We start from the raw sequence: 25,182 nt of genomic DNA, 5'->3' as shown, positions 1-25,182 counted from the left end.
GTCCTCGCTCAGCCTAGGACGCGCAGCCGCTCGAGGGCGGCGATGACGGTGGCGCGGTCGCTCGTCGGCCAGAACCCGGGCATGGAGCCCCGCAGGAACGACCCGTACCGGGCCGTCGCGAGGCGCGGGTCGAGGACCGCGACCACACCGCGGTCCTCCTGCGACCGGATCAGGCGCCCGGCCCCCTGGGCGAGCAGCAGCGCCGCGTGGGCGGCCGAGACCTGCATGAAGCCATTGCCGCCCGACTGCTCGACCGCGCGGGCGCGGGCGGAGCGCACCGGGTCGTCGGGCCGGGGGAACGGGATCCGGTCGATAAGGACGAGCTGGCAGGTGGGGCCCGGGACGTCGACTCCCTGCCACAACGAGAGCGTGCCGAACAGGCACGTGGCGGGGTCCGCGGCGAACTGCGCCACGAGCGTCGCGAGCTGGTCCTCCCCCTGGCACAGCACCGGGACGTCGAGCCGCTCGCGCATCGCCTCGGCCGCCGCCACCGCGGCCCGGCGGGAGGAGAAGAGCCCGAGCGTGCGCCCCCCGGCGGCCCGCACCAGGTCCGCGATCTCGTCGAGCTGGTGCTCGGTCGCCGCGTCCCGCCCGGGCGTGGGCAGGTGCTTTGCGACGTACAGGATCCCCTGGCCGGCGTAGTCGAAGGGGCTGCCGACGTCGATCCCCTCCCACGCGTCGTCGGACCCTCCGAGGCCCAGCGTCCGGGCCACGGGCTCGAACGAGCCCCCGAGCGCGAGCGTCGCGGACGTGAAGACCCCGCTGCGCTCCCCGAGCAGGTTCTCGCGGATCAGGCCGTGCACCGCGAGCGGCGCGGCGTGCAGCCGCGTCGTGCTGTCCTCGCCCCAGCCGGCGGCCGGATGGGTGCACCACAGGACGTCGTGCCCCGTCGGGTCGGCCGCCATGCGCTCGGCGATCTCCATCAGCGCGAGCACGGCGGCCTGGGCCATCTTCAGGCCCGGCTCGACCGACGAGCCCTGCGACGTGTCCGGCTTGAGCGCGCTCACCAGGTGGCGCGCCGCGTCCCGGACGGCCGCGACCGCGACCCGCGCCGTGTCCGGGAGCCCCTCGGGGAACCGCTCGGGCGGCAGGCCCGCGAGGACGGTGCCGAGCAGCCGCGACGCCGCGTCGAGGTCGTCCGTGACGGTGGCCCCGTGGCGCCGGGCGAGCCGGGCTGCATGCTCCACCGCCGGTACCGAGAGGTCCACGGTGGCGGCCGCCGTCACCCGGTCGCTGAGCTCGTGCGCCTCGTCGACGACGACGACCGCGTGCTCGGGCAGGACGCCGGGCGAGCCGGAGGCGGCGATGCCGAGCATCGCGTGGTTGGTCACGACGACGTCCGCCTCGCGGGCGAGCGCGCGGGCCGCCTCGGGGAAGCAGCCGTCGAGCATCGGGCACCGCTGGCCGAGGCACTCGAGCGCGGTCACCGAGAGCTGTCGCCAGGCCTTGTCGGACACGCCAGGGACGAGGTCGTCACGGTCGCCGGTCGCCGTCTCCTCGGCCCAGGCGCGCGCGCGCACCACCTGCGCGCCGAGCCCCGCGTCGTCGGGTCGTCGGCTGCTGCCGGCGCTGGGGTGCTCGGCCGCGCCGGCGTGCTCGGCGCCGGGCATGTCGAACAGCGTGGCATCGTCCTGCGGGTAGCCCCCCGCGACCTTGTGCTGGCACAGGTAGTTGTGCCAGCCCTTGAGCAGGGCCACCTGCGGGGGCCGGGGAAGGAGACCCGCCAGGGCGTCCACGACGAGCGGGAGGTCGCGGGTGATCACCTGGCGCTGCAGCGCCAGCGTCGCCGTCGACACCACGACGCGCTCGTCCTCCGTCACCGCGTGCCGCACGGCGGGCACGAGGTACCCCAGCGACTTGCCGGTGCCCGTGCCGGCCTGCACCAGCAGGTGCTCGCCCGAGCCGACCGCCGCCGCGACCGCCTCGGCCATCTCCTGCTGGCCTGCGCGCGGGCGCCCGCCGAGCGACGCGACGGCCGCCGAGAGCAGCTCCTGGACCCCGGTCCCCTCCCCGGTCGGGGCGCCGGCGTCGTCCACGTCGGCACCGTCCGAGTCGCCCTGGGCCTGCCGAGTCATCGTCCGATCCTACGGTCGCGCGGGGGCGCCGCGGGACGCGCGGGCGGGCCTGTGGACCGCCGTCCTCCTCAGACCGCGAGCGGGTCCGCGCCGTGCCCGCGAGGGAACCCCGCGAGCTCGGCGCCCAGGGCCTCGTCCACCCGCGCCCGCAGGTGCGTGCCCGTCGGGGTGTGCTCCTCGCAGGAGATCTCGCCCGACTCGTGCACCCGGTGCACCAGGTCGCCCCGGTCGTAGGGGACGACGACGTCGACCTCCACCGCCGGACGGGGCAGCTCCGCCTCGACGAGCTCGAGAAGCTGGTCGATGCCCTGACGGGTGTGCGCGGAGACGAGGATGGTCCGCCGCTCCCGGAGCCGGACCCGCGCCACGACCTCCGGGTCGGCGACGTCGGCCTTGTTGAGGACGATCACCTCCGGCACGTCCGACGCGCCCGGGACGTCGGCGAGCACCTCGCGCACCGCGGCGATCTGCCCCTCGGGGTCAGGGTGGGAGGCGTCCACGACGTGCAGCAGCAGGTCCGCCTCGCCGACCTCCTCCAGCGTCGAGCGGAACGCCTCGACCAGCTGGTGCGGCAGGTGGCGCACGAACCCGACGGTGTCGGCGAGCGTGTAGACCCGTCCGTCCTCGGTCTGCGCGCGGCGGATCGTCGGGTCGAGGGTCGCGAAGAGCGCGTTCTCGACGAGCACCCCCGCGTTCGTCAGCGCGTTGAGCAGCGACGACTTGCCCGCGTTGGTATAGCCCGCGATCGCGACCGACGGGATCGCGCCGCGACGCCGGGAGGAGCGCTTGGTCTCGCGGGCCGGCGCCATGGCGGCGATCTCCCGGCGCAGCTTCGCCATCCGCGTGCGGATACGGCGTCGGTCGAGCTCGATCTTCGTCTCGCCCGGCCCGCGCGAGCCCATGCCGGCCCCGGCCCCGCCGACCTGGCCGCCCGCCTGGCGGGACATGGACTCGCCCCACCCGCGCAGCCTCGGGAGCATGTACTCCATCTGCGCCAGCTCGACCTGCGCCTTGCCCTCTCGCGACTTCGCGTGCTGGGCGAAGATGTCGAGGATCAGGGCCGTGCGGTCGATGACCTTGACCTTGACGATGTCCTCGAGCGCCCGGCGCTGGGACGGTGCCAGCTCGCTGTCCACGACGACGGTGTCGGCGCCCGTCGCCGCGACGATCTCCGCGAGCTGGGCTGCCTTGCCGGAGCCCAGGAACGTGCCCGGGTCGGGCTTCTGGCGCCGCTGCAGCAGGCCGTCGAGCACCTGCGACCCCGCGGTCTCCGCGAGCGCGGCGAGCTCGCGGAGCGAGACCTCCGCCTCGTCCGCGCTGCCGTACCAGAGGCCGACGAGGACGACGCGCTCGAGCCGCAGCTGGCGGTACTCGACCTCGGTGACGTCCTCGAGCTCCGTGGACAGGCCGGCCACCCGCCGCAGCGCCGCACGCTCGACCAGGTCGAGCTGCTCGCCGTCCGACGTCGTGTGCACGGTCGCCCCCTCGGAGCGCGCCGTGCCGGCCCGGGCCAGGACGCGTGCCACGACGTCGCCGGCCACGTCCCGCTCCTCGGGGGACTCGTCGTCCGCGCGGTGCCAACCGGGGGACGTGCCGTTCGCCGGGCTCTGCGTCATGGGTGCCTCTCGTCTCAGGGGTGGTGCTCGATGAACAAGCCTGGCACGCCGAGAAGTCCCGCGACAGCGAAATTGCGCCCGGTGCGGCGGTGATCGCTCAGGGCGCAAGACCCGCAGGCCCGGCTCGCATAGGATCGTCCGTCGTGGACGAGCCCCCCGCAGAGCCCCAGCACTACTTCACCGCCCAGCCCGCGGCGCCCGAGGAACGTCGGCGCATCACGGTCCGCCTCGCCGGTCGGGAGCTGGACGTCGAGGTGGCCTCGGGGATCTTCTCGCCCGGTCGCCTGGATCTCGGCACGCAGGTGCTGCTGCGGAGCGTCCCGCCGCTGCCGGACGGCCCCCGGGCGGACGGGACGGCCCGCCAGCTCCTCGACCTCGGCTGCGGCTGGGGTCCCGTCGCCCTCACCCAGGCGGCGCAGCGTCCGGAGGCGGACGTGTGGGCCCTCGACGTCAACGAGCGCGCCCTCGACCTGACCCGCCGCAACGCCGTGGCCGCGGGCGCCCCGCGGCTCCGCGCGGCACGCCCGGACGACGTCCCCGACGACGTGCGCTTCGACGCGATCTGGTCCAACCCGCCGATCCGCGTGGGCAAGGCCGCGCTGCACGCGATGCTCGAGCGCTGGCTGCCCCGGCTGACGCCCGACGGCGCCGCCCACCTCGTCGTCCAGCGCAACCTCGGCGCGGACTCGCTGCAGGCCTGGGCCGACGACCGCCTCGAGGGCCTGACGACGGCCCGGGCCGCGAGCGCCAAGGGTTTCCGCGTGCTCGAGGTCCGCCGGGACGGCTGAGGCGTCAGCCGGTCAGGGCCACCCGGTCCAGGGCCCCGCTGAACACCAGGCGCGCGGGGCCCGCCAGCTCGACGTGGCCGTCCGCCAGGACGCGCACGCGCACCACCCCGCCCGGGACCTCGACCTGCCAGACGTCCGGGGCCCCGGCCCCCGCCCAGGCGCGGACGGCGAGCGCCGCCGCGCAGGCGCCCGTCCCGCACGACCGGGTCTCCCCCACGCCGCGCTCGTGCACCCGCATCCGCACCCGCCCGACGACGGTCCCGTCCGCCTGGACGGACTCCCCGAGGGGGACGACCACCTCGACGTTCGTCCCGTGCGGCGGCGCCGGGTCGACGCGCGGCGCGTGCCCGAGGTCGAGCGCGTCGAGCTCCGCCTCCTCGCCCAGCGCGACGACCGTGTGCGGGTTGCCGAGGTCCACGCTCAGCGCGGCCCGGGCGACGTCGGAGCCGGGCAGGACGACGGTCGCGTCGGCTCCCTCGACCTCCGCGCCGGCGCCGCCGGGGAACGACCAGGCGCCCATGTCGACGGCGTACCACCCGTGCGCGTCGCGGGTCACGGTGCGCAGCCCGGCCCGCGTCGCGACGTGCCACGCGCCGTCGGCCACGTCCACGAGACCGAGGTGCTCGGCGAAGGCCGCGAACACGCGCACGCCGTTCCCGCACATCTCGGCGACCGAGCCGTCGCCGTTGCGGTAGTCCATGAACCAGGTCGCCGCGGGTTCCCGGGCGAGCACCGCGCGGCCCTCCTCGAGCGCGCTGCTCGGCACGAGCCGGATGACGCCGTCGGCCCCCACACCGCCACGCCGGTCGGCGAGCGCCCGGACCAGCTCCGGCGTGAGCTCCACCTCGTCCGCGCGGTCGTCGATCAGCACGAAGTCGTTCTGCGTGCCGTGGCCCTTGACGAACTCGAGCAGGCCGGCGGCGGTGGAGACGGCACCCGTGGCGGGCCCGGGATCGGTGCGGGGGGAGCTCATGGGCTCAGCGTGTCACGACCCGAGCGGCCGGCGCACGCCGCCGTCGTGCGCGCCGCGCGGCTCGACGAGCCGTCCGGCGTCGGCCGCGGCGACGAGGGTGAGCGCGTCGGCGACCAGCTCCTCCGAGCGGGCGTCGAGCCAGTGCACCCGCGGGTCCCGACCGAACCACCCCATCTGCTTGCGCGCGAGGCGCCGCGTCCCCGCCACGACTCGCGAGCGCGCCTCGTCCTCGTCCCACCGCCCGGCCAGCATCTCGAGGACCTCCGCGTAGCCGACCGCCCGCGAGGCCGTACGCCCGAGCGAGTCCCGCAGCCCGCGGACCTCCTCGACGAGACCGGCGTCCCACATCGCCGCGACGCGGCCCTCGACCCGCGCGTCGAGCGCGTCGCGGTCGCAGTCGAGCCCGATCTGGACCGCGGGCGCCACGTACTCCTGGCGCGGCAGGTTCGCCGTGTACGGCCGCCCGGTGAGAGCGACCACCTCCAGCGCGCGCACGACGCGGCGCACGTTCCGCGGGCCTATCGACGCCGCCGCCTCGGGGTCGACGGCGGCGAGCTCCGCGTGCAGCACGCGCGCGCCCTCGGTCTCTGCGCGCGACTCGAGCTCCGCGCGCACGCGCGGGTCGGTGCCCGGGAAGTCCATCCGGTCGAGCAGCGCCCGCACGTACAGCCCCGACCCGCCCACGACGACGGCGCGGCGCCCCGACGCCGCCAGCTCCGCGCACTGCGCGCGCGCGTCGCGCTGGTAGTCGGCGACGGACGCGTCCTGCGCCGGGTCGAGGACGTCGAGCAACCGGTGCGGCACGCCCCGGCGCGCGGGGACAGGCACCTTGGCGGTCCCCACGTCCATGCCGCGGTAGAGCTGGAAGGCGTCCGCGTTGACCACCTCGCCGCCGAGCGCGAGCGCCAGCTCGATGCCCAGGTCCGACTTTCCCGTCGCCGTGGGGCCGACGACCGCGACGATCACGCGGCCACCACCGGGAACGACGCGCTCGCGACCTCGTAGTCCGCGCCGCCCGGTCCGGGACCGGAGAACAGGACCTCGCCCCGTACGTCGACCCCCGCCTGCGCGGCCAGGTGCCGGGCGGCGTCGTCCACCCCGACCACGAGCGTCCCGGGGACCGCGCAGGTCGTGGACCACGAGGTCTCCGGAGGCACGGCGCCGGCCGGGACGGCGGCCTCGTCGGGGCGGCCGCGCACGACCTCCACGACGTCGACGGGCCCGCGCCACCCCGCCGCCGCGAGCGCGAGGAGCGCCACCGACGCCGCGACGCCGGCGGGATCTCCTGCGCCGTCGTCCGCCCCGGACGGCGGCACCGCCCACCCGAGCCGCGAGGGTTCGAGACCCGCCTGGGCGAGGTCGGGGCGCAGCGCGCCGCGACGGGGACGGGGGCCGGGTGCCACGACCACGACGCGGTCCGTCCCGTTCTCCGAGGAACCCGCCGGGGCCAGCGCCAGCGCGAGCGCGTCGAGAACGGCGCGACGCGCCTCGGGCAGCACGTCCGCGCGGCCCGCGGCCCCCGGCACGAGCAGGGCGGTCCCGGGGATCTCGACGAGTCGGACGGTCACGGGACAACGCTACCGGGCGCCCCCGGGGCGCGAGGTCGGCCGCGCTCGCCCGTCACCGGGTGCGCGCGGCGTCGGCGGGTACGCTGACGGGGTGAGGTTCTTCGGAGCACGCCGCCGCCTGCCGGGCGTCCCTCGCGAAACCGACGAGGAGCAGCTCCCGTCCGCGGTCGAGGAGGTCCTCGTCCGCGAGATCGCGTCGGCCCTGGCCCAGTCCCCGGACGACGACGCGGGCGGCCCCGCGCTGGCGCCGCCCGCGCCGCTGCGCCCCGACCGGCTCGTCGACTGGGCCCACGACTGCGGGCTGCCGTGGTTCGTCGATGCCGACGGCGACCTCGGCTGGACGTGGGACCGACGCCGCTGGGCGGTCACGTCGGCCGGCGCCGACGGCGAGATCCTCGAGATGGTCGCCGAGTGGAACCGGATCGTGTCGATCGAACGGCTCGAGCAGGTCCTCGAGCTGTGCAACGAGTGGAACGCCTCGCGCATCTGGCCCACCGCGTACGCCCAGGTCGACGACGTCGGGCAGGTGCACCTGCTCGCCAAGACCGCCGTCGACCTGGAGCACGGCGTCGACGACGAGCAGCTCGACCAGCTCCTGCGCTGCGGGCTGCACACGGCCGCGTCGTTCTTCGACACGCTCGACGAGGCCTTTCCCGACCCGGCGGCGGGCGCGCCGTGACCCGCCCGGGCGCGGGCTGGGTCACGCGCGTGCGCCGGGCCGCGCGAGGTCGCGGCGCCGGGCGGGCCGAGCCCCCGGAGCGGCCCACCCCCCTGACCACCGAGCGCGTCGCCGCCGAGCTGGCGCGGCGCGGGTACCACTTCCGGACGTCTCCCGGCCAGATCACGGGAACGTGGGACGGGCACCGCGTCTGGTTCCGGCTCCTGGGCGACGAGAACGAGATCCTGCAGGTCCGCGGTCGCTGGGGGGACGACCTTCCCGCCGAGCGCCGGACCGTGCTGCTGCGGGCCGTCAACGACTGGAACCGCGACCGTCGCTGGCCCCGGGCGCACGTGGAGGAGTCCGACGACCGCCTGACGGTCTGGGCGGAGGTCTCCGTCGACTACGAGCAGGGCGCCACGAGCCTCCAGCTGGAGCAGACCGTCACGTGCGGGCTCGCCTCGTCGATCGCGTTCTTCGAGTCGGTCGACGGCCTGGTGGCCCTGGGCTGATCCCGGCCGGGCCGGTGGGGTCTGCGCGGCGCACCGGTCAGCGCGCCGGTCAGGGGCAGGTCAGGGGCAGGTCAGGGGCGCAGCGCCGGCAGCCCGAGCCCGACCGGCCCCCGGCCGCTCGACGCGGTGGGGTGCGTGTGCTCCGCCTCCCCGCGGGCGCGGCGCGCCCAGGCGTCCCCCGCCCTCGTGCGTCGCACGGCGTACGGACCCCCCGCGAGGGCCGAGTCCGCGAGCAGGTGGTACGGCGCCGAGGCCGTGACCGCGACGGTGACGAGGTCGCCCGGGCGGGGGACGTCGTCGGGCACGCTCGCGGCGGCGCGCGCAGGCACGGCGTCCGGTCCGGCGAGCAGGTCGGCGACGGCGGGCGGCACCGCCAGGTGCACGAGCCGGTTGTCCGGGGCGCGTCCCGTCAGGCGGTGGCTCTCGCCGTCCTTGCGGCCCGCGCCGTCGGTGACGAGGACCTCGACGGTCCGTCCGACCTGACGGGCGGACTCGGCGCTCGAGACGCGGTCCTGCAGCGCGAGCAGCCGCTCGAACCGCTCCTGGACGACCTCCTTGGGGACCTGGTCCCCGAGGTCGGCGGCGGGCGTGCCCGGCCGCGGGGAGTACTGGAAGGTGAACGCGGAGGAGAAGCGCGACGCCTCGACCACGCGGAGCGTCTGCTCGAAGTCCTCCTCCGTCTCACCGGGGAAGCCCACGATCAGGTCCGTGGTGATCGCCGCGTCGGGCATCGCCGCGCGCACCCGGTCGAGGATGCCGAGGAAACGGTCCGAGCGGTAGGAGCGGCGCATCGCCCGCAGCACACGGTCCGAGCCGGACTGCAGCGGCATGTGCAGCTGAGGCATCACGTTGTCCGTCTCGGCCATCGCGGCGATCACGTCGTCCGTGAACGATGCCGGGTGCGGCGACGTGAACCGCACGCGCTCGAGCCCCTCGACCCGTCCGCACGCCCGCAGGAGCTTCGCGAAGGCGCCACGGTCGCCGAACTCGACCCCGTAGGAGTTGACGTTCTGCCCGAGCAGCGTCACCTCGACCGCACCCTGGGCGACCAGGGCCTCGATCTCCGCCAGGACCTGCCCCGGACGGCGGTCGCGCTCCTTGCCGCGCAGGTGCGGCACGATGCAGAAGGTGCAGGTGTTGTTGCAGCCGACGCTGATCGACACCCAGCCGGCGTAGACCGACTCGCGGCGCGTGGGCAGCGTCGACGGGAAGACCTGCAGGGACTCCGCGATCTCGACCTGCGCGGCCTCGTTGTGCCGCGCGCGCTCCAGCAGCACCGGCAGGGCGTCCAGGTTGTGGGTGCCGAAGACGACGTCGACCCACGGGGCCCGCTCGACGATCGCGCCGCGGTCCTTCTGCGCCAGGCAGCCGCCCACGGCGATCTGCATGCCGGGCCGGTCCGCCTTGATCGACGCGAGCCGGCCGAGGTTGCCGTAGAGCTTGGTGGCCGCGTTCTCGCGCACCGCGCACGTGTTGACGACGACGACGTCGGCGCGCTGGGCCGCCTCGTCCTCCGGGTCGGCACGGCGATAGCCGGCGGCCTCGAGCATGCCTGCCATGTGCTCGGAGTCGTGGACGTTCATCTGGCAGCCGAGGGTCTTGACGAGGTACGTGCGGCTCGCGGAGGCGGGGGCGGGGGCGGTCGTGGACATCACCGACCAGGATACGGCGGTCGCGCCGGGTCGTTGCCGGACCGTTACCCCGGCCTGGGTGCGCCCGTCACAAAACACCCATAGGTTCGGCACATGGCCGACGCATCCCCGCCCCGCCCGTCCCCGGACGGCCCGGAGGCCCCGCGCCAGGTCGCCGGCGCGGCGCTCGTCTCGCTGCGCGACGTGCAGAAGCACTTCGGCGACCTGCACGTCCTGCGCGACATCGACCTGACCGTCGACCACGGCGAGGTGCTCGTCGTCATCGGGCCCTCGGGGTCCGGGAAGTCCACCCTGTGCCGGGCGATCAACCGGCTCGAGACCATCGACTCCGGGACGATCGAGGTCGACGGGGAGCCGCTGCCCGAGGAGGGCAGGGCGCTCGCCCGGCTGCGCTCGGACGTGGGGATGGTCTTCCAGTCGTTCAACCTCTTCGCGCACAAGACCGTGCTCGACAACGTCACGCTCGGGCCGATCAAGGTGCGCGGGCTCTCGCGGTCCGCCGCCCGCGCGGAGGCGATGGGCCTGCTCGAGCGCGTCGGCGTCGCGAACCAGGCCGGCAAGCTCCCCGCCCAGCTCTCCGGCGGCCAGCAGCAGCGCGTCGCCATCGCCCGGGCGCTGGCCATGCACCCCAAGGTGATGCTGTTCGACGAGCCGACGTCGGCGCTGGACCCCGAGATGATCAACGAGGTCCTCGACGTCATGGTCCAGCTCGCCAAGGAAGGCATGACGATGATCGTGGTGACCCACGAGATGGGCTTCGCGCGCCGCGCCGCCGACCGGGTCGTCTTCATGGCCGACGGCCAGATCGTCGAGGAGGCGAGCCCGGAGGAGTTCTTCACGAACCCCCGCAGCGACCGCGCGAAGGACTTCCTCTCCAAGATCCTCACGCACTGAGAGCACCCGGGCTCGAGGCCCGACCCCGGGACCTCGGACCAGCACTCCCGCACCCGGGACCGACGAAGGGAACGACATGCGAGCACGACGAACAGCGGTACTCGCGGGCCTCGCGGCCTGCGCGATCGCGCTCACCGCCTGCAGCAGCGACTCCGACGACGGCGGTGACGGCGGCAGCACCGCCGGCAGCGGCGGCGGTGACACGATCACCATCGGGATCAAGTACGACCAGCCCGGGCTCGGGTTCAAGGACGGCGACAAGTACTCCGGGTTCGACGTCGACGTCGCGACCTACGTGGCGAAGGACCTCGGCTACGACGCCGACCAGATCGAGTGGAAGGAGGCGCCCTCCGCCCAGCGCGAGACGCTCCTGAGCACCGGCCAGGTCGACATGATCTTCGCGACCTACTCCATCACCGACGAGCGCAAGAAGACGGTCTCCTTCGCCGGCCCCTACTTCGTCGCCGGGCAGGACCTCCTCGTCGCCGAGGACGACAGCGACATCACCGGGCCCGAGTCCCTCAACGGGAAGAACCTCTGCTCGGTCTCCGGCTCGACCTCCGCGCAGCGGATCAAGGACGAGCTGGCCTCGAAGGTCAACCTCCTCGAGCAGCCGGGGTACGCCGAGTGCGTGACCGCCCTCTCCTCCGGCCAGGTCGACGCCGTCACGACGGACGACATCATCCTCGCCGGGCTCGCGGCCCAGCCGGGCAACCAGGGCAAGGTCAAGGTGGTCGGCAACCCGTTCTCGACCGAGCGCTACGGCGTCGGCATCCCCAAGGACAGCGACCAGTGCGAGGCGATCAACACCTCGCTGAAGAAGATGTTCGACGACGGCTCGTGGGACACCTTCATCAAGGACAACACCGAGGGCACCGGGTACACGCCCAACGCCGACGAGAACCCGCCGGCGCTCGACGACTGCGCCTGACCGCGGCCGGGGCGAGGAGCCTCGCGCTCCTCGCCCCCGCACGGCCTGACCCCGGTCGCTCCCCCTCGACCGGCACCCGACACCACCGGAAAGGCGTCCCTCGGTGAGCGACTTCCTCTCACAGTTCGGCGAGCTCTTCGCGAGCTACGACGTGCTGGGTGCGTTCTGGGTCAACATCCAGCTGACGTTCTGGGCGGGCCTGATCGCCCTCGTCGTCGGGTGCGTCCTGGCACTCTTCCGCATCTCCCCCGTCCCGAGCCTGGCCTGGGTCGGGACCGCGTACGTGACCGTGTTCCGCAACACGCCGCTGACGATCATCATGGTCTTCATGACCCTCGGCGTGTGGGGCCAGCTGAAGATCCAGGTGTCGGACGACTTCCCCACGAACTTCTTCTGGCTCGCCGTCATCGGCCTGGCGATCTACCACGCCGCGTTCGTCTGCGAGTCGATCCGCAGCGGCGTCAACACGGTGCCCCTCGGCCAGGCCGAGGCCGCGCGCGCGATCGGCCTCTCGTTCCTGCCCGCCGCGCGGATGGTCATCCTGCCGCAGGCGTTCCGGGGCGCGATCGCTCCCCTCGGCAACACCCTGATCGCGCTCATCAAGAACTCCACCGTCGCCGCTGCGGCGGGCGTCGCGACCGAGACGTCGACGCTCCTGAAGAACATGATCGAGTTCAACTCGAGCCTGATCTACGCGATCTTCCTCACCTTCGCCGTGGGGTACGTGATCCTCGTGATCCCCGTCGGCCTCCTGACCACCACCCTGTCCCGACGACTGGCGGTACGCCGATGAGCTCGCAGACCCGGACCGTCCTGTTCGACGCCCCAGGACCGGTGGCGCGCCGGCGCATCCGCTGGGGCAACCTCGTCGCGGCGATCGTCGTCCTCGCGCTCGCTGCGGTCGTGCTCCTGCGGCTGCAGCAGCAAGGACAGCTCGAGGCCGAGAAGTGGACGTCGATCTTCACCGCGGACGCGTGGACGAACTTCTACCTGCCCGGCCTGCTCTCGACGCTGCGCGCCGCAGCTGTCGCCGTGGTCGGAGCGGTCGTCTTCGGGCTGGTCTTCGGGATGGGGCGCCTGTCGCACATGGGCGCGGTCCGCGTGGTCAGCACGATCGTCGTCGAGTTCTTCCGGGCCGTGCCCGTGCTCCTGATGATGATCTTCTTCTGGCTCCTCTTCGCCCAGAAGGACCTCCCCGACCCGAGCTTCTGGGCGGTGGTGCTCTCGCTGATCCTCTACAACGGCTCCGTGGTCGCGGAGCTCGTCCGCTCCGGCGTGCACGGCCTTCCGTCCGGTCAGCGGGAGGCGGCCCTCGCGATCGGCCTCACCCGCGACCAGTCGCTGCGCAGCATCGAGGTGCCTCAGGCCCTGGTCGCGATGCTCCCGGCCCTCGTCTCGCAGCTCGTGGTGGTGCTCAAGGACTCCGCGCTGGGCGCGATCATCCTCTACCCGGAGCTGCTGCAGCAGGCCCGGCTCTTCGGGTCGGGGAACAGCAACATCCTGCAGTCGCTCACGGTCGCGGCCGTCATGTTCATCCTCATCAACTACTCGCTCACCAAGGCGGCGGAGGCGCTCGGCGGGCGCCTGCGCGGCAGGACCGCCGGGTCGACCGGCGTCCAGGGCGCGGGGCTGGAGAACGGCGCCGGCGCCGGCGCCACGCTCCAGGCGGGCACGGACGAGCACGACCAGCAGGGCCTGCTCGGGCCCCGACAGGGCTGAGCCACCGTCACCAAGACGTCGCTGCCGGCCCCGGTCCGGGCCCTGTGGCTAGGCGTAGCGCGCGCCGCCGGACCCCTCGCCGCCGGCCTCGAACCCGGACGTCTCGCTGCCCGACGTCTCGTCCTCGAGGGCCTCGGCGTCGAGCGCCGCGCGGACCAGCTCGAAGGCCAGGGAAGGCCCGTACCCCTTGCGCGCGAGCGCGGCGACCGTCCGGCGTACGCGAACGTCGCGATCCAGCCCGCGGGTGCGGGCGAGGCGTCGGCTGACCAGCTCCCGCGCCGCGTCGGCCTCGTCGTCGTCGTCTACCTGCGCAAGGGCCCCCCGTGCCGTCTCCTCGTCGATGCCCTTGCGCCGCAGCTCCTGGGCGAGCGCCCGGCGCGAGAGACCGCGCTCCGAGTGGCGCGTGCGGACGAGCATCTCGGCGAGCTGGCGGTCGTCGACGAGCCCGACCTCGACGAGCCGCTCCAGCAGCGGCTCGATCACCGCCTCGGGATATCCCTTGCGCGCGAGCGCCTCCGTGAGCTGACCCCGGCTCCGCGGCGCCGCCGTCAGGGAGCGGAGCACGTGCTCGCGCGCCTTCTCCGTCGCGGCCTCGTGGTCGAGCTCGCCGTCGGCGATGCGCTCCGCGATCGTCGGACGCCGCCGCCCGCCCGGCCCCGGAGCTTCCTCGTCCTCCGGGGCCGGGCGGGCGCCGCCCGCCGCGCCGTGTCGCCGCTGCGAGACCACGTCGGTCAGAAGTCGACCTTCGCGGGCTTCGCGGCACGGCCCTTCGCGCGCGCCGCCGCCGGTCCGGCGGCGCCGGCCGTCACGGACGACGGCGCCGTGGCTCCGTCGATGCTCACCGGCGGGATCCCGTCCGTGACCTCGCCCGCGGGGGCGTCGAGCGTCGCGCCGACGCCCAGCTTCTCCTTGATGCGCTTCTCGAGCTCGTTGGCGAGGTCCGGGTTGTCCCGCAGGAAGGCGCGGGAGTTCTCCTTGCCCTGACCGAGCTGGTCCCCGCCGTACGTGAACCAGGATCCCGACTTGCGTACGAAGCCGTGCTCGACGCCCATGTCGATCAGGCCGCCCTCGCGGGAGATGCCCACCCCGTAGAGGATGTCGAACTCCGCCTGCTTGAAGGGCGGCGCCATCTTGTTCTTGACGACCTTGACGCGCGTCCTGTTCCCGACCGCGTCGGTGCCCTCCTTGAGCGTCTCGATCCGCCGGATGTCCATGCGCACCGAGGCGTAGAACTTCAGCGCCTTGCCACCGGTCGTGGTCTCGGGAGAGCCGAAGAACACGCCGATCTTCTCGCGCAGCTGGTTGATGAAGATCGCCGTGGTCCCGGAGGAGTTCAGCGCGCCGGTGATCTTGCGCAGCGCCTGCGACATGAGGCGCGCCTGCAGGCCCACGTGGCTGTCGCCCATCTCTCCCTCGATCTCGGCCTTCGGCACGAGCGCCGCGACGGAGTCGATCACGATGACGTCGAGCGCGCCGGAGCGGATCAGCATGTCCATGATCTCGAGGGCCTGCTCGCCGGTGTCCGGCTGGGAGACCAGCAGGGCGTCGGTGTCGACCCCGAGCTTCTTCGCGTAGTCAGGGTCGAGGGCGTGCTCCGCGTCGATGAACGCCGCGATGCCGCCGGCGCGCTGCGCGCTCGCGACGGCATGCAGCGCGACGGTCGTCTTGCCGCTCGACTCCGGGCCGTAGATCTCGACCACACGTCCGCGCGGGAGCCCCCCGATGCCGAGCGCCACGTCGAGCGCGATCGAGCCGGTGGGGATCACGTCGACCGGCGCGCGGCCCTCGTCGCCCAGCCGCATGACCGAGCCCTTGCCGAAGCTGCGGTCGATCTGGGCGAGCGCTGCCTCGAGCGCCTTCTCGCGGTCTGCAGGTGCAGGCATGTCGGTCACCTTCGTCTCGTGGCACGAGTCGTGCCGTTGCGTCTGCTGCGTCTTCGGTCTCGCCGGTCAGGTGTCGCGCAGCCCGTGTGCGCTGCGCAGCCTGTGCCGTCGGTACGTGCCCGACGCTACGACGGGCCACCGACACCCGGGGCGTGCGTACGGTCCACGGTGGACGGCGGCCTCGGTACGTCGTCCTGTGGACCACTCTAGCCGAACACGTGTTCGACCGGCGCGACACGCCGTGCACGGCGCGTCGGTCAGGCGACCGGCACGGTCCACGAACCGCCGACCGGCAGCACGACCGGCCGGCATCCCGGGGCGCGCGCGGCCGTCTCCACCCCGAAGGCGAGGCCCGCGGCGTCCATCCATCCCGGCGGCAGCCACCGGCCGCCCGGGGCGTGCAGCGTCCCCCAGTGCACCGGCACCGCCGCGCGGGCGCCCGCCTCGGAGCAGACCTGGGCCGCCTCGCGCGGGCCGAGGTGCCCTCCGGACAGGCGTGGGCCCCAGCCCCCCACCGGCACGAGCGCCACGTCGACGGGCGCGCCGGCCAGCCCGGCCGTCTCGCGCATCGCCGCGTACGCCTCGGTGTCGCCCAGCGCCCAGACCACGCACGTCCGGCCGCCCCACCGCACCCGGACCAGGTGCCCGTTCGCCGCGTTCGGGCGGTGCGGCATCGGCCTGTCCCCGTGCACCGCGGGCACGAGCCGGACGTCCACCCCCGGTGCCACCTCGAACCACTCGTCGTCGCCCAGCCCGCGGCCCTCGATCCCCCGCCCACGGAGCCACCGGGCGGTCTCCGGCGCGGTCAGGACCGGCACCGGTCCGAGCATGCGCAACGAGGCCGGCTCGGCGTGGTCGTGGTGCGCGTGCGAGAGCAGCACGGCGTCGCTGCCCCGCCAGACGTCCGCCGGGATCCCGCCACGGCGCCGCAGGAGCCCCGCGTGCCGGCGCAGCAGGGGGTCGGTCACGAGCCGGGTCGCCCGCGCGCCGGTCCGGACGTCGAGCACGACGGTCGAGTGCCCGAGCCACGTGAGCCGGACCTCGAGCCCGTCGTGACCGCCCTCGCCGCCCGCCCCGCCGCCCGCTGCGCCGTCGGCGGGGGCGGCGGCCGGGGTACCGGGGCTCACGGCCGCAGCCCCAGCTCGCGCGACCACGCGACGAGCCGCTCGTGGACGGACTCGGCGCCGACGAGCATGCGCCGGCCGTCCACCTCCTCGCGCAGGCCGTCCGGGACCTCGAACCCCGTCGGGCGCACGAGAAGAGCTTCGCCCTGGGCCCCGCCGAGCCCGCCGTGCGAGCCCACGAGGCCCTCGAAGGCGTGCACCAGGCCGGCCTCGTCGACGCTCGAGACCACGATCAGGTCGCCCGTCGACGTCATGCGTGCCGCGCGGAGCAGGTCCGGCGCGGCCCGGGTCCCGTACGGCTCGAGCGGGTCGTCGCCCTCCACGTCCCCCGTGACGAGGTCCCGGCGGCCTGCGCGCCCGTACGCGACGACGTCGGGCCCCTCGTCCCCCGTCTCGACGCGTCGGGGAGGCTCCAGGCACACCACCACGCCGACGGCGGGGTGGGCGAGGAGGCCCGGCAGGAGCCGCGGCCAGCGGGCACGGACCTCGTCGCCGCGCAGGCGCACGGGCGATCGGGGAAACCACACGAGGCCGAGGTTCCCGGACCCGACGACGGCGACCTCCGGCAGGTCCGGCGCGTCCTGCGCGTCCTGCGCGTCCGGCACCATCGGCAGGTCCCGCGCGTCCTGCGCGTCCTGCGCGTCCGGCACCATCGGCAGGTCCCGCGCGACCGGGGCGCCCTGGTCCGGGGGCGGCGGCACCGGCGGGACCGGCCGGGCGGCCGCAGCGACGACCGCCGGCGCGGGGACCCGCGCGCGCGGGTCCCGGTGGCGGCGCTCGCGGTGGTCCCCGGACGGGCCGACGGCCATCCGCGGCTCCGGCGAGCGGGAGAGCGCGTTGAGCGCGGCGTTCACCGCACCCCAGTCCTCGTCGTCGGACGCCGCCCGCGCGTGGACGTCGTGGTCCGGCTCGCCCATCAGCAACTCGACCTCCTCGCGGAACGACCGTCCCGCGACCTCCGCGAAGACCTCGCCGAGCGACTGCCCGTGGTCGGAGAGCACCACGATCTCGTAGCGCCGCGGCGCCACCTCGGCCACCCGGGACAGCAGCCCGACCACGCGGTCGAGCCCCTCGAGCGCACGCAGCGACTCCGGCCGCACCGGACCGGCGTGGTGGGCGATCTCGTCGTAGTCGACCAGGTCGACGAAGACGGTCGGCACGCCGCGCAGGAGCTCGCCCGCGACGAGCGAGACGTTCAGGTCGCGCAGCACGACGTTGGACACGCCGCGCAGCACCGGGAACCAGCCGAGGCGCCCGACCCGCGGGCGGACGCCGCGGACCGCCTGCTGCCAGCCCTGGTAGACCTCCTTGAGCGTCTCGGCCACCGTGCCCACGAGGGCGCGGGCCAGCACGAACGGGCTCGAGAAGAAGTGCACGAACATCCGGCCCGGGCCGAGGCCGCCGCGCCCGCCGGCACGGCTCATCACCAGCAGGCTCGTCGTCGCGTCGCCCGAGAACATCGTCGAGACCGCCGTGCCGCCGTGCGCGAGCAGCCCGTCGCCGTCCGACAGCATCTCCTCGACCGCCGCCGCGTCGGCCGGCCGGTTGGTCACGACGAGCCGGCCCGTCACCCGGTCCCACCAGCGGAACGCGGGCACGGCGTCGCTCGTGCCGTGCAGGAGGCCGGCCTGGCTGGCCGGCGTGGTGCACGGCACCCGCGCCCACCACGACTCGACGCTGTGCCCACCGCCGCGGACCCAGGCCGCGAGGGTGGGGACGAGGCCCGCCTGCACGGCGAGGTCGAAGGTCGGGCGGGACACCCCGTCGAGCTGGACGACCAGCAGGCCGTTCTCGGTCCGGGCGGCCTGCTCGTCCTCCGGACCGGCACCCGCGCGCGCCCGGGCGCGGCGGTCGGTGCGCCGTGCCCTGCGCAGGACGTCCGAGACCACGTACTCGGGGTCGTTGGAACCGAACAGCCACTGGCCGGTGGCCATCACCACGGATGCGACGAGCAGCACGGCGAGCGCGTCGAACGGCGGCCCCGGGTCGATCCCGGGGAGCAGGACCAGCGCCCCGACGGACACGGCGAGCTGGACGAGGATGCCGAGCGCGATGGCACCGACGGCGCCGATCCGCGCCCCGGCCAGCCGCAGCGGCGGGCGGACGACCGCGTCCCCGACCGCCACCGCGAGCGCCACCAGGAGGACGGGCCCGGGACCCGTGGCACCGGCGCCGGGCACGAGCCACAGGGCCAGCCCGAGGCCCAGCGCCGTCGCGACCAGGGACCACAGGGCGCCCGTCAGGTCCCGGACCCCGGGCAGCGCCGTCCGACTCATGCCGTCATGATGCCGCAGAGCCGCGGCGCGGCGGCGCAGGCCGCCGGTGGTCGTGTCCCCACCGGCGCTCCTCCGGGACGTCCATCGCGTCGCACAGCGCGTGCCACACGACACGGGGCTCGACGCCGTCCTCGATCGCCTGCGCCGCCGTACGGCTCTCCAGGGCGTCGAGGGCCTGGTCGTCGGCGAGGACCCGGCCGTAGGCCTCGCCGAAGACCTCGTCGACGAGCTGCCAGAACTCCCGGTATCGCATGGGCCCACTGTCCCACGCCCGGGGCACGCGGCCGAGGGCCGTGCCGGGCCGCGAGCCCCGCGGCCTGCGGATGTCGGTGGGCGACGCGAGGATGGCCGCGTGACCGAACCCGTCCTCGACCTCTTCGCGGAACCGACCCGGGCATGGTTCGCCGGGGCGTTCGAGGCGCCGACCGCGGCGCAGGTCGGTGCGTGGGAGGCGATCCACAGCGGCGACCACGCCCTCGTCGTCGCACCGACCGGCTCCGGCAAGACCCTCGCGGCGTTCCTCGCCGCGCTCGACAGGCTCACGCGCGAGCCCGTGCCCCAGGAGCGCACGGAGCGCTGCCGCGTGCTGTACGTCTCGCCGCTCAAGGCGCTGGCCGCCGACGTGGAGCGCAACCTGCGGGCGCCCCTGGCGGGGATCCGTCAGGCCGCGGCGCGGCTCGGCCGCGCCGTCCCGGAGGTCGCCGTCGCCTCGCGCACCGGGGACACGCCCGCCGCGGAGCGCCGCGCGTTCGCCGTACGACCGCCCGACGTGCTGATCACCACGCCCGAGTCGCTGTTCCTCGTCCTGACCTCGGGAGCACGGGCGGGGCTCGCCGGCGTGCGCACCGTCATCGTGGACGAGATCCATGCCGTCGCCGGCACCAAGCGTGGCGCGCACCTGGCCGTGTCCCTCGAACGTCTGGACGCGATGCTCGCCCGTCCTGCCCAGCGGATCGGGCTCTCGGCGACCGTGCGGCCCGTGGAGGAGGTCGCCCGGTTCCTCTCCGGCGACCGCAGCCCGCAGGACGGCGGCCGCCCGACGGTGATCGTCCGTCCGCCCTCGCAGAAGGAGGTCTCCGTCGAGATCGCCGTGCCGGTCCCGGACCTCGACGACCTGTCGACCGCCCCGGTCGCGGGGCCCGTGCCCGGCGGCGGGCCACCCGCCGGCGGTGCCCCGCCGGTCGACGACGCCCCCCGACCGGACCCGGCGAGGTCGGCATCGGTGTGGCCGCACGTCGAGGAGCGGGTGGTCGACCTCGTCGCCGGCCACCGATCGACCCTCGTGTTCGCCAACTCGCGCCGGTCCGCCGAGCGGCTGACCGCCCGGATGAACGAGATCTGGGCCGAGCGCCGGGGCGAGGACGTGCCGGCGCGCGGAACGCTGCACGCCGCGAGCGTCCAGGCGCAGTCCGGCGCCGCCGCGGGCTCGGACGCCGTCCTCGCCCGTGCGCACCACGGGTCGATGAGCCGTGCGGAACGGACCCGCACGGAGACCGAGCTCAAGGCCGGCAGGCTGCCCGCCGTCGTCGCGACGTCGTCGCTCGAGCTGGGCATCGACATGGGAGCGATCGACCTCGTCGTCCAGGTGGGCGCCCCGCCGTCGGTCGCCAGCGCCATGCAGCGCATCGGCCGTGCGGGCCACCAGGTCGGTGCGGTCTCCCGCGGCGTGGTCCTGCCGCTGTTCCGCGGCGACCTGGTCCCGGCCGCGGTCATCGCCGGGCGGATGCGCGAGGGCCGCATCGAACGGTTGCGCGTGCCGGCGAACCCGCTCGACGTCCTCGCCCAGCAGGTCGTCGCCATGGTCGCCCAGGAGGACTGGACGATCGACGACCTGGCTGCGGTCGTCCGGCGGGCCGCGCCGTACTCGGCCCTGGGCGACGCCTCGTTGCGCGCGGTGCTCGACATGCTCGCGGGCCGCTACCCGAGCGAGGACTTCGGCGAGCTGCGCCCCCGCATCGTCTGGGACCGGACGACGGACGTGCTCACGGCGCGCCCCGGGGCGCTGCGGCTGGCCGTGACCAGCGGTGGCACCATCCCGGACCGCGGGCAGTACGGCGTCTTTCTCGCCGGTGCGCCCGGCGGCTCCGGGGGACCGGACGGGATCGACGGGGCAGACCCCCAGGGAACGGTCGTTCCCGGAACGGCGAGCGGCGAGCGGTCCACGATGGACGGGCCCCGGGGCGGTCGCCGGGTCGGCGAACTCGACGAGGAGATGGTCTACGAGTCGCGCGTCGGGGACACCTTCACCCTCGGCTCGAGCACCTGGCGCATCGACGAGATCACGCCGGACCGCGTGCTCGTGACCCCGGCGCCCGGGGTGCCCGGCCGCCTCCCCTTCTGGAAGGGTGACTCCCCCGGCCGGCCGGCCGAGCTGGGCGCCGCCGTGGGCCGATGGGTCCGCGAGACGGTCGACCTCCTGCCCCCGGAGCCCGCCGGCGGGGAGCGCGGGGCGCTCGCGTCGGAGGAGCCGCTGGCACGGCGCCTCGGCGACGCCGGGCTCGACGCCTGGGCGAGCGACAACCTCGCCGCGTACCTGCGCGGGCAGCGCGCGGCGACGGGTGCGGTGCCGGACGACCGGACGATCGTCGTCGAACGCTTCCACGACGAGCTCGGTGACTGGCGCGTCGTCGTCCACACCCCCTGGGGCGCCCGGGTGCACGCTCCGTGGGCGCTCGTGCTGGCGGGACGGCTGCGCGAGAAGCACGGCGTCGACGTCGCCGCCATGCACTCCGACGACGGCATCGTGCTCCGGCTGCCCGACACCGGCGGCTGGGACGCCGGCGGGGAGCCCGCCGCCCCGGGCGCGGCCGGACCGGCGCTCGACCTCGAGGATCTGCTCGTGGACCCGGAGGACGTCCTCGACGCCGTGCGCGCGGAGCTCGGCGGGTCGGTGATGTTCGCCGCGCGGTTCCGCGAGGCGGCCGCACGGGCGCTGCTCCTGCCACGGCGCCGGCCCGACCGGCGCCAGCCGCTGTGGCAGCAGCGCCAGCGCTCCGCTCAGCTGCTCTCGGTCGCCGCGCAGTACCCCGAGTTCCCCATCGTCCTCGAGGCCGCGCGCGAGTGCCTCCAGGACGAGTTCGACGTCGATGCGCTGCGCGCCCTCATGGCCGACGTCGCCGCCCGGCGCGTGCGTGTCGTGGAGGTCGAGACCACGACGCCGTCGCCCTTCGCGCAGTCCCTGCTGTTCGGCTACACCGCCCAGTTCCTGTACGACGGCGACGCTCCCCTGGCCGAGCGGCGCGCCGCCGCGCTCACGCTCGACCCGACGCTGCTCGCCGAGCTCCTGGGCACCGCCGACGGCGCGTCCCAGCTCGCCGACCTCCTCGACCCGGCCGCGATCGAGCGCACCGAGTCCGAGATCGGCCTGCTGGCGCCGGACCGCCACGCCCGGCACGCCGAGGACCTCGTCGACGTGCTGCGCCGCGTCGGCCCGCTCGGCCGCACCGCGATCGAGGACCGCACCCGGTCGGGCTCGCGCGCCGACGTCGACGCGTGGCTGGATGAGCTGGTCGCGCGCCGCCGGGTCGTGCGGGTGCGGCTCGCGGGGGTGGAGGGCGACCCGGAGCGGTGGGCGGCCGTCGAGGACGCGGGGCGGCTGCGCGACGGCCTCGGTGCTGCCCTGCCGACGGGGATACCCGAGGCCTTCACCGAACCGGTCCCCGACCCGCTCGGGGACCTGGTCCGCCGGCACGCCCGCACGCACGGCCCGTTCCCGGCCGCGGACGTCGCGCGCCGCTTCGGCCTCGGGGCCGCGGTGGTCACCGAGGTGCTGCGCCGGCTGGAGGCCACCGGCGCGCTCGTGTGCGGGCGGCTGCGGCCCGAGTCGATCGGCGGCGTCGGCGAGGAGTGGTGCGACGCCGAGGTGCTCCGTGTCCTGCGGCGCCGGTCGCTGGCGGCGCTACGGGCCGAGGTCGAGCCCGTCGACCAGGAGGCCCTCGGGATGTTCGCGCCGCGCTGGCACGGCGTCGGCGCGCTGCGCGGTACCGACGGCGTGCTCCGGGTCGTGGAGCAGCTCGCCGGCCTGCCGCTGCCGGCGTCGGCGCTCGAGTCGCTGGTGATCCCCGCCCGCGTCGTGGACTACGAGCCTCGCATGCTCGACGAGCTGACCACCGCGGGCGAGGTCCTGTGGGCCGGCCACGCCCCGATCGCGGGCCGGGGCGGCGACGGGCTCGTCAGCCTGCACCTCGCCGACGGTGCGGCCCTGACCCTCCCGCCGCTCCTGCCCTCGGGGCACGGTGCGGCGGCCGCCGGGCCGGACGCACCGCGGGACGTCCTGCCCGACGGGGGGACGACGGACCTGCGCGAGCGACTCGCCGACCTCCTGGCCGGCTCCGGCGGCTTCTTCCTCCAGCCGCTCGCCGACGCCGCTGGCGCGTCCCCGCAGGAGACGCTGTCCGCGCTCTGGGACCTGGTGTGGGCCGGGCGCGTGACGAACGACGGTCTCGGACCGTTGCGCGAACGCCTCGGCACGGCGTCGACCCACCGGACGACGCCGCGCGCCGCGGCTCGCCCGGCACGGCGCGGTCGCTTCGCCTCGCTGGCGCCGCTGCCGGCACGCGCCCCGACGGTCCGCGCCGGCGGGGGGCGCTGGTCGGCACTGCCAGAACGCGAGACGGACCCGACCCGGCGCACCGCGGCGCTCGCCCGCGTGCTCCTGGACCGGCACGGGATCCTCACGCGGGGTTCCACCCACGCCGAGGGCGTCACCGAGTACTTCCGCGGCGTCTATCGCGCGCTGCGCGAGCTGGAGCAGTCAGGAGGCGTCCGGCGCGGCTACTTCGTCGAGCACCTCGGGGCGTCCCAGTTCGCCCTCCCCGGCGCCGTCGACGAGCTGCGCTCCGTGGCGGGCGACAGGGAGCGCGGGACCGGTCGACGTCTCCGCGCGCTGCTGCTCGCTGCCACCGACCCCGCGTCGCCGTACGGGGCTGCCCTCCCGTGGCCGACCGCCGGCGGGGCAGCGGCGCACCGGCCCGGGCGCAAGGCCGGCGCCCTCGTGGTCCTCGTCGACGGCACGCTGACGTTCTACCTCGAGCGTGGCGGCCGGTCGCTGCTGACCTTCACGGACGACGGGGCGCGCCTGCGCGCCGCGGCGCACGCGCTGGCCGACGCGGTGCGGGACGGTCGGGCCGCGGCGTCGGTCGTCGCCCGGGTGGACGGCGCGGACGCGCTCTCCGCCGCGGGGACCGGTCCCGCGGAGGGCTCCGGGCCCGCCGCGGCGCTGGTCACCGCGGGCTTCGTCCGCACGCCGCGCGGCCTGCGCGCGCGGCGCGGGTCCGGGTGAGGCCCGGCGCGGACCGGGACGCGCGGAGGGCGCACCGCCGTGGCGGTGCGCCCTCCGTGGTGCGGCTGCGCTGGTGCGGTGCGGCTGCGCTCGCGCAGCCACGGTCGGTCAGCCGACGGGCTGCAGACCTTCCGCCGCCGGCCTCGCGCGCGTCTCGAGCGCGAGGCGCTGCTCGAGGTCGTCGGCGGTGAAGCTCGCGGGGATCGTGTCGGGGATCGTCAGACCCTCGGCGACGGCGACCCGGTCGCTGACCTCGCGCAGCACCGACGACATCGGCACCGTGAGCGCGTCGCAGATCGATGCGAGCAGCTCCGACGACGCCTCCTTCTGTCCGCGCTCGACCTCGCTCAGGTACCCGAGCGACACGCGTGCGTCGGACGACACCTCGCGAAGGGTTCGGCCCTGGCGTTGGCGCGCGTCGCGCAGCACGTCACCGATCTCTCGACGGAGAACGATCATCTGGCGCTCCCTTCCCGTGTCCTTCGCCGTCCCGCCCCGCGTGGGCGCGTGGGGGTCGACGACGTTCGTTGCTGCTCGTGCACCGGCTCGTGCCGGTGCTCCCGGACCTCGACGGGTCCGGTTCCTACCGTACCCCGCGCCACCCACGCTCGGGCGTGCTGCGGGCTGATCGGAGCGACCTGCTGGTCGTGAGACGTTCACGACGGTGCCAACGCCCCCGGCCCCCGGCTTGTTCCCGGGCCGCAGGAGTCGAGCAACGCCACCAGCGCGTCCGTCACGGCGGCACCGCGCACCGCCGCGCGGTCGCCCGGGTGCTCGGCACGACGCACCAGCGGGGTGCCCGCGACCGCCCCGCGAGCCGGGCCCGGCACGGCGTGCACGGCCACGTACACCGTCCCGACGGCGGCCCCGTCCTGCGGCTCGGGGCCGGCGACCCCCGTGGTCGCGACGCCGATGTCGGCACCGAGCACCTCGCACGCGCCGCGCGCCATGGCCAGCGCGACGTCTGGGTCCACGGCCCCGCGGGCCGCGAGCAGCGCCGCGTCGACCCCCAGCACGGACGCCTTGACCTCGGTGGCGTACGCGACCACCCCGCCCCGCAGGACGTCCGACGCGCCGGGCACGTCGACGAGGGTCGAGGCCAGCAGGCCGCCCGTCAGCGACTCGGCGGTGCCGAGGGTGAGCCCGCGCTCCCGCAGCACGGACAGCACCGCCGCGGCGAGCTCGCCGGGGGCGGGCGGCCCGCTCGGCACCGTCGGCCCGCTCGGCACCGT

The 25,182-nt window shown here is 75.4% G+C and carries 21 protein-coding genes; 8 read left to right on the top strand and 13 right to left on the bottom strand.

Annotated elements, in window-relative coordinates:
• Nucleotides 1-8: 8 nt before the first annotated feature.
• Nucleotides 9-2,075, bottom strand: a complete 2,067-nt coding sequence (locus EDF32_RS05870) for an ATP-dependent DNA helicase (RefSeq protein ID WP_123307555.1) — start codon at nt 2,073-2,075, stop codon at nt 9-11.
• A gap of 68 nt (nt 2,076-2,143) precedes the next feature.
• Entirely contained in the window at nt 2,144-3,691 is a 1,548-nt protein-coding gene (hflX, locus tag EDF32_RS05865; RefSeq protein ID WP_123307554.1) for a GTPase HflX, read from the bottom strand.
• 143 nt (nt 3,692-3,834) lie between these two features.
• Here hflX and EDF32_RS05860 point away from each other — a divergent pair, with 143 nt between their 5' ends.
• A complete protein-coding gene (locus tag EDF32_RS05860) occupies nt 3,835-4,479 on the top strand; it encodes a class I SAM-dependent methyltransferase (RefSeq protein WP_123307553.1) in 645 nt (214 codons plus the stop codon).
• 4 nt (nt 4,480-4,483) lie between these two features.
• Here EDF32_RS05860 and dapF read toward each other — a convergent pair whose 3' ends face one another.
• From dapF to EDF32_RS05845, 3 genes are read right to left on the bottom strand one after another with little or no spacing between them, the layout of a single operon-like run.
• Entirely contained in the window at nt 4,484-5,452 is a 969-nt protein-coding gene (gene dapF / locus EDF32_RS05855) for a diaminopimelate epimerase (protein ID WP_123307552.1), read from the bottom strand.
• 12 nt (nt 5,453-5,464) lie between these two features.
• The gene (gene miaA, locus EDF32_RS05850; protein WP_123307551.1) at nt 5,465-6,418 is read right to left on the bottom strand and encodes a tRNA (adenosine(37)-N6)-dimethylallyltransferase MiaA; all 954 of its coding nucleotides are present in this window, start codon (nt 6,416-6,418) and stop codon (nt 5,465-5,467) included.
• Nucleotides 6,415-7,020, bottom strand: coding sequence for a hypothetical protein (locus tag EDF32_RS05845; protein ID WP_123307550.1), 606 nt, complete (start codon nt 7,018-7,020; stop codon nt 6,415-6,417). Before EDF32_RS05845 ends, miaA begins: the two co-directional genes overlap by 4 nt.
• Before the next feature lie 91 nt (nt 7,021-7,111).
• On the opposite strand from EDF32_RS05845, the gene EDF32_RS05840 reads away from it, so the two are divergent.
• A complete protein-coding gene (locus EDF32_RS05840) occupies nt 7,112-7,699 on the top strand; it encodes a YbjN domain-containing protein (protein ID WP_233565730.1) in 588 nt (195 codons plus the stop codon).
• A complete protein-coding gene (locus EDF32_RS05835) occupies nt 7,696-8,190 on the top strand; it encodes a YbjN domain-containing protein (RefSeq protein WP_158614059.1) in 495 nt (164 codons plus the stop codon). Before EDF32_RS05840 ends, EDF32_RS05835 begins: the two co-directional genes overlap by 4 nt.
• Before the next feature lie 71 nt (nt 8,191-8,261).
• Here the strand turns inward: EDF32_RS05835 and miaB are convergent, their stop codons facing one another.
• Complete coding sequence (gene miaB / locus EDF32_RS05830) at nt 8,262-9,842, bottom strand: tRNA (N6-isopentenyl adenosine(37)-C2)-methylthiotransferase MiaB (protein ID WP_123307548.1); 1,581 nt, start codon at nt 9,840-9,842, stop codon at nt 8,262-8,264.
• 93 nt (nt 9,843-9,935) lie between these two features.
• Here miaB and EDF32_RS05825 point away from each other — a divergent pair, with 93 nt between their 5' ends.
• From EDF32_RS05825 to EDF32_RS05810, 4 genes are all read left to right on the top strand, one after another.
• Entirely contained in the window at nt 9,936-10,736 is an 801-nt protein-coding gene (locus EDF32_RS05825) for an amino acid ABC transporter ATP-binding protein (protein WP_123307547.1), read from the top strand.
• Nucleotides 10,737-10,812: 76 nt separating this feature from the next.
• The gene (locus tag EDF32_RS05820; RefSeq protein ID WP_123307546.1) at nt 10,813-11,667 is read left to right on the top strand and encodes a glutamate ABC transporter substrate-binding protein; all 855 of its coding nucleotides are present in this window, start codon (nt 10,813-10,815) and stop codon (nt 11,665-11,667) included.
• 103 nt (nt 11,668-11,770) lie between these two features.
• Nucleotides 11,771-12,460, top strand: coding sequence for an amino acid ABC transporter permease (locus EDF32_RS05815; RefSeq protein WP_123307545.1), 690 nt, complete (start codon nt 11,771-11,773; stop codon nt 12,458-12,460).
• Complete coding sequence (locus tag EDF32_RS05810; protein WP_123307544.1) at nt 12,457-13,386, top strand: amino acid ABC transporter permease; 930 nt, start codon at nt 12,457-12,459, stop codon at nt 13,384-13,386. Before EDF32_RS05815 ends, EDF32_RS05810 begins: the two co-directional genes overlap by 4 nt.
• 48 nt (nt 13,387-13,434) lie before the next feature.
• Here EDF32_RS05810 and EDF32_RS05805 read toward each other — a convergent pair whose 3' ends face one another.
• The 5 genes from EDF32_RS05805 to EDF32_RS05785 all read right to left on the bottom strand — a co-directional run bounded on the left by EDF32_RS05805 (nt 13,435) and on the right by EDF32_RS05785 (nt 18,922).
• Nucleotides 13,435-14,112, bottom strand: a complete 678-nt coding sequence (locus EDF32_RS05805) for a regulatory protein RecX (RefSeq protein WP_199734826.1) — start codon at nt 14,110-14,112, stop codon at nt 13,435-13,437.
• A gap of 5 nt (nt 14,113-14,117) precedes the next feature.
• On the bottom strand, nt 14,118-15,269 hold the full coding sequence (gene recA / locus EDF32_RS05800; RefSeq protein ID WP_123307684.1) for a recombinase RecA: 1,152 nt from the start codon (nt 15,267-15,269) through the stop codon (nt 14,118-14,120).
• A 257-nt stretch (nt 15,270-15,526) separates the two neighbouring features.
• The gene (locus EDF32_RS05795; protein WP_123307683.1) at nt 15,527-16,396 is read right to left on the bottom strand and encodes an MBL fold metallo-hydrolase; all 870 of its coding nucleotides are present in this window, start codon (nt 16,394-16,396) and stop codon (nt 15,527-15,529) included.
• Nucleotides 16,393-18,669 carry an alkaline phosphatase family protein gene (locus EDF32_RS14840; RefSeq protein WP_233565729.1) on the bottom strand — a complete coding sequence of 759 codons (2,277 nt, stop codon included), beginning with the start codon at nt 18,667-18,669 and terminating at the stop codon, nt 16,393-16,395. The genes EDF32_RS05795 and EDF32_RS14840 overlap by 4 nt, the downstream gene beginning before the upstream one ends.
• 4 nt (nt 18,670-18,673) lie before the next feature.
• Nucleotides 18,674-18,922 (bottom strand): DUF3046 domain-containing protein, encoded by a 249-nt coding sequence (locus tag EDF32_RS05785; RefSeq protein ID WP_123307542.1) that lies wholly within the window; start codon nt 18,920-18,922, stop codon nt 18,674-18,676.
• A gap of 99 nt (nt 18,923-19,021) precedes the next feature.
• Here EDF32_RS05785 and EDF32_RS05780 point away from each other — a divergent pair, with 99 nt between their 5' ends.
• Nucleotides 19,022-23,950: a DEAD/DEAH box helicase gene (locus EDF32_RS05780; protein WP_123307541.1), complete on the top strand. Its 4,929-nt coding sequence runs from the start codon at nt 19,022-19,024 to the stop codon at nt 23,948-23,950.
• 108 nt (nt 23,951-24,058) lie between these two features.
• Here EDF32_RS05780 and EDF32_RS05775 read toward each other — a convergent pair whose 3' ends face one another.
• Both EDF32_RS05775 and EDF32_RS05770 read right to left on the bottom strand, forming a co-directional pair.
• Nucleotides 24,059-24,409, bottom strand: coding sequence for a helix-turn-helix domain-containing protein (locus EDF32_RS05775; protein ID WP_233565728.1), 351 nt, complete (start codon nt 24,407-24,409; stop codon nt 24,059-24,061).
• A 197-nt stretch (nt 24,410-24,606) separates the two neighbouring features.
• On the bottom strand, nt 24,607-25,179 hold the full coding sequence (locus EDF32_RS05770) for a CinA family protein (RefSeq protein WP_233565727.1): 573 nt from the start codon (nt 25,177-25,179) through the stop codon (nt 24,607-24,609).
• Nucleotides 25,180-25,182 lie beyond the last annotated feature (3 nt).

It is taken from the genome of Cellulomonas sp. PhB143 (assembly GCF_003752595.1).
Taxonomy (GTDB): domain Bacteria; phylum Actinomycetota; class Actinomycetes; order Actinomycetales; family Cellulomonadaceae; genus Paraoerskovia.
This window is presented reverse-complemented; position numbering and strand designations above follow the sequence as displayed.